This is a genomic window from Pseudomonas piscis, from assembly GCF_009380155.1.
Taxonomy (GTDB): Bacteria; Pseudomonadota; Gammaproteobacteria; order Pseudomonadales; family Pseudomonadaceae; genus Aquipseudomonas; species Aquipseudomonas piscis.
On the sequence record NZ_WHUV01000002.1, the window covers coordinates 1,165,031 to 1,175,638 of the forward strand.

General features: G+C 59.6%; 4 protein-coding genes. All 4 read left to right on the top strand.

What is annotated here, in order from left to right:
• Nucleotides 1-99: 99 nt before the first annotated feature.
• From GDH07_RS15210 to GDH07_RS15225, 4 genes are read left to right on the top strand one after another with little or no spacing between them, the layout of a single operon-like run.
• Nucleotides 100-6,990, top strand: a complete 6,891-nt coding sequence (locus GDH07_RS15210; protein WP_178124067.1) for a non-ribosomal peptide synthetase — start codon at nucleotides 100-102, stop codon at nucleotides 6,988-6,990.
• Nucleotides 6,991-6,993: 3 nt separating this feature from the next.
• Nucleotides 6,994-7,197, top strand: a complete 204-nt coding sequence (locus tag GDH07_RS15215) for an MbtH family protein (RefSeq protein ID WP_152898065.1) — start codon at nucleotides 6,994-6,996, stop codon at nucleotides 7,195-7,197.
• Nucleotides 7,198-7,228: 31 nt separating this feature from the next.
• A complete protein-coding gene (locus GDH07_RS15220) occupies nucleotides 7,229-8,671 on the top strand; it encodes an MFS transporter (protein ID WP_152898066.1) in 1,443 nt (480 codons plus the stop codon).
• 13 nt (nucleotides 8,672-8,684) lie between these two features.
• On the top strand, nucleotides 8,685-10,580 hold the full coding sequence (locus GDH07_RS15225; protein WP_152898067.1) for an FAD/NAD(P)-binding protein: 1,896 nt from the start codon (nucleotides 8,685-8,687) through the stop codon (nucleotides 10,578-10,580).
• Nucleotides 10,581-10,608 lie beyond the last annotated feature (28 nt).

Below are 10,608 nucleotides of genomic sequence, written 5' to 3' on the forward strand. Positions count from 1 at the left end.
CTTTCATCGTGCTGCATGGACAAGTCGGCACTGGCAACTTTATATCTGCCTTCTCCTTGTAAAACCCATTACAAAAACTCAGGACAAGGGAGGCCAGTAATGGCCATTTACAACTTACCTGAAACACAAAATAAACCTCTGACACCACGCTTCGAAGTGATCCATGAGGCTTTTCAACAGCAGGCCACTCGCACCCCCGAGGCAGTGGCATTGGTCTTTCAACAACAGCGACAAACCTATGCCGAGTTGGAGCTAGCCTCGGATGTCATCGCTGCGGCCCTGAAAAGAGCTGGGGTCAACCCAGGAGATATCGTGGGAGTGGCGCTACCCCGCTCGTTGGAGTTGATCGGTTGCCTACTGGGAGTACTAAAGGCCGGCGCTGCCTACTTGCCTCTGGATATCCAGTACCCACGTGAGCATCTGGCCCAAGTGCTGGCAGATGCCGCACCTTCAGCAGTGCTCAGTACTGCCGAAGATGCACAGGCATTGGGAAAACTGCCACCATCGATTGCACTGCTAGATATAACTTGCTTCCCGGACTCGAGAGTCGAGCCCGAACAGCCGCAACCTACCGGGAACAATGTCCAGCCAGGTGACAATGCCTATGTAATCTACACTTCGGGCTCGACTGGCAGGCCCAAGGGCGTACTGGTTACCCATCACAACGTCTTGCGCTTGCTCAGCGTCACCCAGCCAGCATTGGGATTCGGTAACGAAGATACCTGGGTTCTTTTCCATTCCTACGCGTTCGACTTTTCAGTCTGGGAAATCTGGGGAGCGTTGCTTACCGGTGCAACGCTGGTCATCGTGCCCTACACCCTTAGTCGCTCACCGCGAGAGTTTCTACAGTTACTGGTCGAGCAACGGGTCACCATACTCAACCAGACACCATCAGCGTTCTATCAATTGGACAGCACCTGTGAAGCGCAACCACAGATGGCTGCCAAACTGAACCTGCGGTGCCTGATCTTCGGTGGTGAGGCCCTGGATTTTGGTCGGCTCAAAGCTTGGCGTCGCAGGCACGGTGACCGACCACGATTGATCAACATGTATGGCATCACTGAAACCACCGTGCATGTCACTCTGCTCGAAATCTGCGCCGACTCCAGCTTAGAAATCGGTGCCAGCCTCGTTGGCGAAGCCCTGGGCGATCTGTCCATCCACCTGCTCGATGAGCAACTGCAACCAGTGACAACAGGCACCGTGGGACAGATCTACGTCAGTGGAGCAGGCCTGTCCCGGGGCTATCTCAACCGTCCAAGCCTGACAGCCGAACGCTTCGTGGCTTGTCCATTCTCCGACAACGGACAACGGATGTACCGCTCGGGCGATCTCGCCCGGCAAACGGACAGCGGTGATCTGGAGTACCTCGGGCGGGCAGACGACCAGGTAAAGATTCGTGGACACCGTATCGAACCCGGGGAAATCGCCACGCATCTACTGGAACATCCCCAGGTCAAGGCAGCAGCTGTAATAGCCCGAGCCAACGAGCTTGGCTCGATGCAATTACTCGGTTATGTGGTTCCTCAGACGGAGGTATCCGGCAGCCTCGTCGATCAGCAAGTCGTAGACTCATGGCAGGCGGTCTACGAAGAAACCTATCGCCATATCGATGCCCATGACAACGATTCTGCTTTCGAAGGCTGGAACAGCAGTTATGACCAGCAGCCACTGCCTCTGGAAGAGATGCGTAGCTGGCTGCATGAAACCCTAGCGAGCATCCGCCGGCTCAGCCCGCGCAACGTGCTGGAGATAGGGGTGGGCTCTGGCCTGATCCTGCGGGAAATCGCTTGCGAAGCCCAATCGTATTGGGGAATCGACCTATCGGCAGTGACCATCGCCAACCTTCGACAGGTACTCGATGACTTGCCTCATCTCAGGGACAAGGTGACGCTGTACCAGGGCGCGGCGCATCAACTGCGAGACCTGCCGCCGGCTCGCTTCGATACCATCATCATCAACTCCGTCGCTCAATACTTTCCCAGCCTGGACTACCTCGACGCGCTGTTACGACAATTGCAGGAGCGTCTTGCCCCAGGGGGACACCTGTTCATTGGCGATGTGCGCAACCACGATTTGCTGTCCCTGTTCGCAACAGGTGTCATCGCTCGACGCAACCGCACAACGACCATCTCCTGTGTCCAGGCGACAGCCGCCATCGATGAACTCGTCGCCCATGAAAATGAATTAACGATTCATCCCGACTACTTCTGCAAGCTGGCCCGTCAAGCGGATAACGTATTCGGCGGTATCGACATCAGGCTCAAACAGGCACGTGAGATCAATGAGCTGACCCAGTATCGATACGATGTGGTCTTGCATACCGAAGGTGTACCGACCTTCTCTCTCGCGGAGGCAATAGCTGTGGAGTGGGGTGTCGAAGGCGATCCCTTGGGAAGGCTGATCACATTGCTGGCGACCGAGCACCATGACAGCCTGCGCCTACGTGGTGTGCCTTATGTTCGTGTGGCCAAGGAGGTGGCCTGGCAACGTAGCCTGGCTGAAGATGAGCCCTGGCCTGACATGGCTGTTTCCATCCTGGGCGCTCCTGATCTGCAACACCTGTGTTCCCTGGGAGCCGGCTTCGGTTATCAGGGAGCCGCGAGCTGGAGCTCACTAGGCTGCGAGCAAATCGACATCCTGTTCTGGCGAGCCCGCGAAAAAGCCTTTCCTGTGGGATTTTACCAGCGGCCGGCGACTGAACTCACCTTGGCCAACCGGCCAAGACGAGCCCAGGCCGAAGCGCAGTTGCGGACAGAGCTGCAACAGTGGCTACAGGAGCGCCTGCCTCTGTACATGCAGCCACACGCCATCATTGCCGTACAAAAACTGCCACTGACGCCCAATGGCAAGCTGGACAAACGGGCCCTACCAGCACCACCGCGTGATGAAGGGCTCTTGCCGGAACATGCCGAGTCGCCTTTGGAAGCCGCGTTACTACGACTGTTCTGCAACATACTGGAACGCGACGGCATGGGTCTGTCACAAAGCTTCTTCCAGTTGGGAGGCGACTCACTGTCCGCCGTTGCCTTGGCAGCGGCCATTCGCCGGGAGCTGAGCACCGAGGTCACGGTAGGCGACATTTTCGAAGCGCCGTCGATCAAGGACCTGGCTTCACGCCTGCAGATTGGAGCCCAGACCCGCCCTGCGCTGGAGTCCGGACCACGGCCTGAACGGATACCACTCTCCAATGCGCAACGGCGCCTGTGGTTGATCGCACAGATAGAGGCAGGGCAATCGTCCTACAACATCCCCTTGGCCTTCGATATCAAAGGCGACCTGGTGCCTGACGTACTGGAAGGCGCCCTGGATGACCTACTCCACCGCCATGAGGTGCTCCGCACCCTGATCGTCCAGGATCAGGAAGGGCCGTACCAAAAGATCCTGCCGCCAGGCGCTTCGATGGCTCCGCTGATCTACCGCCAATGTGCACCCGAAGAGCTGTCGACATCACTCTCGGAGCTGGCCCGCCAGCCATTTGACCTGACACAGGAGCTGCCTCTTCGAGCGATTCTCTTCGAGATCGAGCACAAGCACTCCGTACTGCTGCTGGTTGCCCACCACATTGCGCTGGACGGCTGGTCTATCGCGCCTTTGCTGCAAGAACTCTCGCTGCATTACCGCAGTCGTCTTGCCAGTGGCCGGCCTGCCGAGCTAGCGCCGCTGGCAATCCAGTACGCTGACTACACCTTGTGGCAGCAACGCCTGCTAGGCACCGCTAAGAACCCTACCCGACTACGCCAGGAGCAACAGCATTACTGGTGCGAGAACCTGCATGGGGCACCTCCGGTCCTCAATCTTCCTGGAGCGGCACATCGACCCCGAGAGCGAAGCGGCAACGGCGGTGCATGCATCTTCAGCCTCGAAAAACCATTGGTTGCCGTATTACAGGAAATCGCCAGGCGCCAACATTCGACCCTATTCATGGTGCTGCATACGGCAGTGCTGGCATTGTTGACTCGCCTGGGTTGCGGCAACGATCTGAGTATCGGCGTAGCTCTTGCGGGACGCGCCGAGGAAGGTCTCAAAGACAGCATCGGCCTGTTCGTGAACACCCTGGTCATTCGTACCGTATGCAATGACAACTCCTGCTTCACGGAGCTTTTGCAGCAAGTGCGCGAGGCCAGCCTCGGAGCCCACGCGAACCAGGATCTGCCTTTCGATAGCCTGGTCGAGGCCGTCGCCCCTTCGCGAAGCCTCAGCCATCACCCCTTGTTCCAAGTATTGTTGACCCTGCAAGACACTCGCGCGCCAGCACTGGACCTGCCCGGAGCAAGCCTCAGCCAGCGCGCCATCAACCCGCAGACGTCGCGATTCGACTGGGCCCTGGATTTTTGCCCGATACCTGGCCAGGGCAACCGGATCGATCACTTGGAATGTCGCCTGGAATATTCCAGCGACCTCTTTGAACATTCCGATATGCAGACTCTGTGCGAGCGCTTCGTGGGTCTGCTCAGCGCGATCGCAGAGAGTCCACAGCAACCGATCACACATCTGGAACTGCGCTTGGACCACGAGCGCCAGGCATTTCCCGAGTATCGGAGCGGGCCTGACCTGGACCTCGGTACCGACAGTCTCTACACCCAATTTGACGCCCAGGTCCAGCGCCGGCCCGACTCGATTGCCCTGGTGGCGGGAGATGCCACATTGCGCTACGCCGAACTGGGCGAACGCGTGGAGATGATCGCCCGGCATCTACAACGAGCCTCCAACTATCGCAGATTGCTGGTGGGTATCGCTCTCGGACGCACGACGACCATGGTGGCCACTCTGCTTGCCTGCCTCAAGACTGGCACAACCTATCTGCCCCTCGACCAGGGTTATCCCCTTGAACGCCTGCAACAGATCATCAATGACGCCAACGTGGACATGATCCTGGGCGATCGCCCAGGACATGCTCTGGCTCAGCACCTGGGCGACGCTCCTTGGGAAAATGTCGAGCAATGGCTGGCGCGCCCCCTTCCTGCAACCAGCGCTCCTTGGCCATACGATCCGCACCACCCCGCCTATCTGCTCTATACGTCAGGCTCTACGGGCCGCCCCAAGGGCGTGCTGGTCAAGCAGCGGTCGTTGCTGAACCTGCTCGTATCGATGGGCCGCGAGCTCGGGATATCTGACGCCGATACCTTGCTGGCCTGTACCCCGATCTCGTTTGACATATCGGCCCTGGAACTGTTTCTGCCGTTGATCAATGGTGCGTCGTTGCACCTGTCTGCTGCCGATGTCGCTCGTGACCCAACCGCACTTGCCCAGTACATAGATGACATCCGGCCAACTCTCATGCAGGCCACGCCGACACTCTGGCAGATGCTCTGTGACGCTGGCTGGAAGGCTCGTTCGCCGCTAAAAATCCTCTGTGGGGGTGAGGCCCTGCCAGAGCCCCTGGCGAAGCGCCTGAGCTTGGAGCCTGGTCATCTCTACAACCTTTACGGCCCCACCGAGACCACCATCTGGTCGATGATCTGCAAATTGGCCCCAGGCCGGCCCCCTTGCCTGGGCAGTCCTGTTGCCAATACACGAATCCAGTTGCTCGATCCCTATCTCAAACCGGTGCTCCCAGGAGTACTGGGCGAAATATGCATAGCTGGGGAAGGGGTCGCGGTGGGTTACCTGAATAATCCGGCGATGACCGCAGAACGCTTCATCGCCGATCCCCTGGGGCCTCCCGGAACACGTTTGTATCGAACCGGAGACCTGGGACGCTGGAGCGCCAGCGGCGAACTGTTGTACTGCGGTCGCCGCGATGCCCAAGTCAAGCTTCGGGGCCACCGCATCGAACTCGGAGATATCGAGTCGGCACTCTGCGACTACCCCGGCATCACTCAGGCCCTGGCCGCGCTGCGCCAGGATAGCCAATCCCGCCCTGTGCTGGTCGCCCATGTCATGGGAGAGCCGGATACAACACTGGATATCAGGGAAATCCGCCGCTTTCTGATCCAGCGTCTCCCCGACTACATGATTCCAGCGCTGATTGGACAAGTCGCCGACCTGCCCCTGACTCCCAGCGGCAAGACCGATCGCATGGCGCTGGCGCTACCATCGCCGAATGGCAGCGGTGTGCCCAGCCACAATGCTCTGGAACAAAAGTTGATCCGCTTGTTTGAAAGACTGCTGGGCATCAATGGTGTAGGACGCGAGGATAACTTCTTCGACCTTGGCGGTGATAGTGCGCTGGCCGTGGCCTTGGCCCGCCAATTCAGTGAGCAGGGACATACCATGCACCCCGCGGACGTATTCCAGGCCCAGACCGTTCGCGCTTTGGTGCAGCGAGTGGCGCCAGAGGAAAACATCGACCCGGCCCACTGTGGCGCTGACGTCCTGCTGCACCTGACCGCCCCCCAGACCACACCGGCACTGTTCTGTTTTCATCCCAAGGAAGGTGTCGGGTTACGCTTCGCCAACCTGCTGCCCCACCTGGACGCCGACCAAGCACTATATGCCTTCCAGTCCAGCTTGCTGGGCAACAACCCTCAGTACGCAGACTCCATCGAGGCCCTAGCCCAGCATTACCTGGACGAGCTGCGCCAGGTCCAACCCCACGGGCCTTATCGTTTGCTGGGGTGGTCATTTGGTGGTTTGGTGGCCTACCAGGCTGCCAGCCAATTGCTTGAGGAGGGCGAAAAAGTGGAGCTATTGGCCCTGCTCGACGCAGCCCCTTGCAACGATGGACTTCGCCATTTCACCAAGCCCGCTGCCCAGGCCCGAACCTATGCCGGAGAGCTGCAAAACGCCAGTCATCACCATCTGGCGTTGATGACACGCTGGACCCCGCCTCCCACTGAAGTGGAGGTATTGTTTTTTTCCTGTGGCTCGAGCGAACAACCAGAACATCCCGCCCCTGGCGAATGGCAAAGGCTCACGGGGCGCCCGGTCACCACTTGGCATCTAGACTGCAAACACGGCGAAATGCTCGACCCACATTGGGCGCCGGTCATCGCTCATGTGATACGTGCCTACCTGGCAACCCCTGACTTCACCCCCGAGGCCTAGATCATGGATACCTTCGACGAAGCAAACGGCCCTTTCCTGGTACTCATCAACGCCCAGCGCGAATATTCGCTGTGGCCCGAGCACCTGGAAACTCCGGGGGGCTGGGTCATTGAATTCGGACCTGCCGCAAAAAACCAATGCTGCCAGCATATCGAGCGGCGATGGCTGAGCCTGCAGCGTAAAGCCGACATGGGCCGCAGCGTATGAGCGCCATGCCAGCACTGCAAGAGATGTCCCCATGAACGCACCATCCGATGTCCAGCAGACAAAAAACCTGAACACATCGCAACCGTCGCTGCTGGCGCTGTTTCCGCTTCTGCTGGGCGCACTCCTGCCACCTCTGGACTACTTCATCGTCAACCTGGCGCTGTTCTCGATTCGCGACGATATCGGCGCCAGCGATACCCAGCTGCAGTTGGTGATCTCGGCATACGCCTGTGCCTATGCGGCAGGGCTGATAACCGGGGGGCGCCTGGGGGATCGATATGGGCGCAAACGAATATTCATGCTCGGCATGGCAGGGTTCCTCCTTGCCTCGCTCCTTTGCGGCTGCGCCCCGAATGGAACAGTTCTGATTGGCGGGAGGATACTGCAAGGGTTCTTCGCCTCGATCCTGGCGCCCCAGGTCCTCGCGACTATCCGCGCGGTCTACCCGGTACATCTGCAAACGCCCATTTCCGCCGTCTATGGCTTCGTATTCGGGATCGCCGCCATCACAGGACAGATTGGCGGGGGAATCCTCATCGACCTGGATGTGCTCGGCCTCGGCTGGAGGGCGATTTTCCTGGTCAACCTGCCGATCGGCATAGTCGCCCTGGCAGCCGCCCTGACCTGGGTACCGGAAAATCGGTCAGAGCGACAGGTCGGCTTCGATGTCTTGGGCATGCTGTTGCTGACGGCCTTCCTGCTGTGCTTCATCTACCCTCTTTCCCGTGGGCTGGAGTCGGGTTGGCCGAGGTGGCTGGTATTGATGCTGGCGGCCAGCTTGCCGATCCTGGTGGTTTTCGTGCGAGTCGAGAAGAAGCTGCAACACCAGGGCGCAACACCACTGGTCAACCTCGACCTACTGCGCAATCCGGTCATCAGCCTTGGCACAGGGCTGGCGTTCCTGTTCTACAGTGATGCCTTGTTCTTCTTCGGATTCGCCCTGTACCTGCAGTCCGGACATGGGCTGAGCGCCCTGGACTCCGGCCTCGGCCTGCTGCCCTTTGCCGCAGGCTTCATCATTGGCCCCTTGTGGACGCCCAGGCTGGTGAAGCTGATCGGCAATAATGTCGCCGCATTCGGCTTCGCGGTCCTCGCACTGGGTTTCTTCCTGCTCGCCTTCATGGCCACGCCTGACCGCCCCCTGGGGGTCTACGACTACCTGACCTTGCTGGTAGCGGGATGTGGCCACGGTATCGTCCTGTCTTCCCTGACCCGGATCGTTTTGGCCTACTCACCGCGCAACCACGCAGGCTTGGTGTCGGGCCTGCTGATCTCGATGTTGCAGATCGGCTCGGCCACAGGGGCAGCGGTACTCGGAGGGCTGTTCTTCCACTTGCTTGGGGAAGCGCCACAGGCCATTGACTATGCCCATGCCTTCCGCGACGCGATGTACGTCCTGGCAGCCCTGCTGGCGCTCTGCATACCACTTGGACTGTGGCTGGCCAAGCTGACCCGGCACGCCGCCACCGATTGAGGAACCTTAAGTGATGACGACACGCCCCCAGATCATCGCAGTGGTAGGAACCGGACCTCGCGGCGTACTCCTGCTGGAGCGCCTCATCGCCCAGCTGAAGCAACAAGTGCTGCAACAGCCGGTGGAGCTGCATGCCATCGATGCCTGCGAACTGGGTTGTGGCAAGGTCTGGCGCACCGATCAACCCGATTGCCTGGTGATGGACAATTCAGTCGACGAGATGACTCTTTATTCGACCGAGGCGGATGTCGACAAAGCTTGTGCCGGCCAAGGCCCCTCCTTTGCCAGCTGGCTCGCCCGGCAGCCTTCGGCCGACAGCAGCGGTATCACGATCGGTCCGGTGACTTACCCGCCGCGCCGCCTATACGGACGCTACTTGAAGTTCGTCTACAATTCGCTGTCCGAGGGCCTGCCCAAACACCTTTCGCTAAAAGGGCACCAAGCAACCATCTCGGGAATCGAACCACAAGAGCTCGGTTACCACCTCATCCTCGAAGATCAAGAATCGCCACTGTTCGCTCACTCCGTCGTGCTCTGCACCGGTCACGCAACCCTGGTTCCAGATACTCGACAGCAGCAGATCCAGGCCTTCGCCGACACTCATGGCCTGACCTATGTTGCTCCCGTACCTGCGGTCGACATGCAACTGGATAGCATCGGCTCGCAGCATAACGTCGGGATCCTGGGCCTGGGCTTGTCGTTCTACGACGCCCTCATGCTACTGACAGAGGCTCGCGGAGGGCATTTCACCCCAGATCGCGAAAACCGCTTGCACTACCGGCGTAGCGGACGGGAACCCGAGCTGATCGTGGCCGGCTCGAGAACCGGAGTGCCGATTCCCGTTCGCGGGCTACAGCAACGCCCTCCAGGCTGGCGATACGTCCCACGCCTGTTCACCGAGCAACAAGCACACATGTTGCGCGAACGAGCGCCCCTGGACTTTCGCCAAGATGTACAGCCCTGGATCAATGCAGAAATCAATCTCGTCTACTTCGAAACGCTGCTACGGCAATGTGGTGCACCCGATACACGTATCCATGCCTTCGCAGAGAATGTCCGATCACGTATCCACGATGGCGCAGGGCTCCTGCAGGCCCTCGGTGAGCAACGAGCCGCTGACGGCCTGGGCCGCTATCCCTTGCTCGACCTGCAACGCCTGGCCAACCCCTTCGCGCATCAGCAGTTCGACTCCCCTGCGGACTTTCAGGATCGGTTGCTCCAGCATGTGCGCCAGGACTTGCAACGCGCCTTGCAGGGCAATGTAGACAACCCTCTGAAGGCCGCCCTGGAAACCCTACGCGACACCCGGGCCATCCAGCGAATCACCGTCGACTTCTGCGGGCTCACTGCGCAATCCCATCGGCAGTTCATTGATACCGACAGCCAGCCACTGTCCTTCCTGTCCGCTGGTACTCCCCTCTATCGTTCGCAGCAGTTGCTCGCCCTGATCGACGCGGGCCTGCTGCGCATCGTCGGTCCAGGGACCGTACTCGAAATGGAGTCCGCGGCAGGCAGGTTCAACCTGCATTCACCCGCTGTGAGTGGCTCTTCAGTCCAGTTGGATGCCTTGATCGACGCTCGCCTGCCCAAAATCAACATCCACCGCGACTACTCTCCCTTGACCAGGCAACTGCTCAACCGAGGTGTATGGAGCAGCAGGAAAAACCTCGCAGGTGCCACTGCGTTCGATACCGGCGGAGTGAATGTAGAGCCTGACGCCTATCGCCCCTTGAGCCCGGAGGGACAGGTATGGAACAGACTGCATGTGCTGGGCCTGCCAACCGAACATACGCGCTGGTTCATGCAGGTGGGCATCGTGCGCCCCGGGCAGGAAAAGTCCGGCCTGGGCCAGGACTGCGAACGGGTAGTGAAACAGCTGTGCAAAGACCTTCATGAGACGTCCCGATGACCCTGCACTGCGCACCATGAAAAAAGCC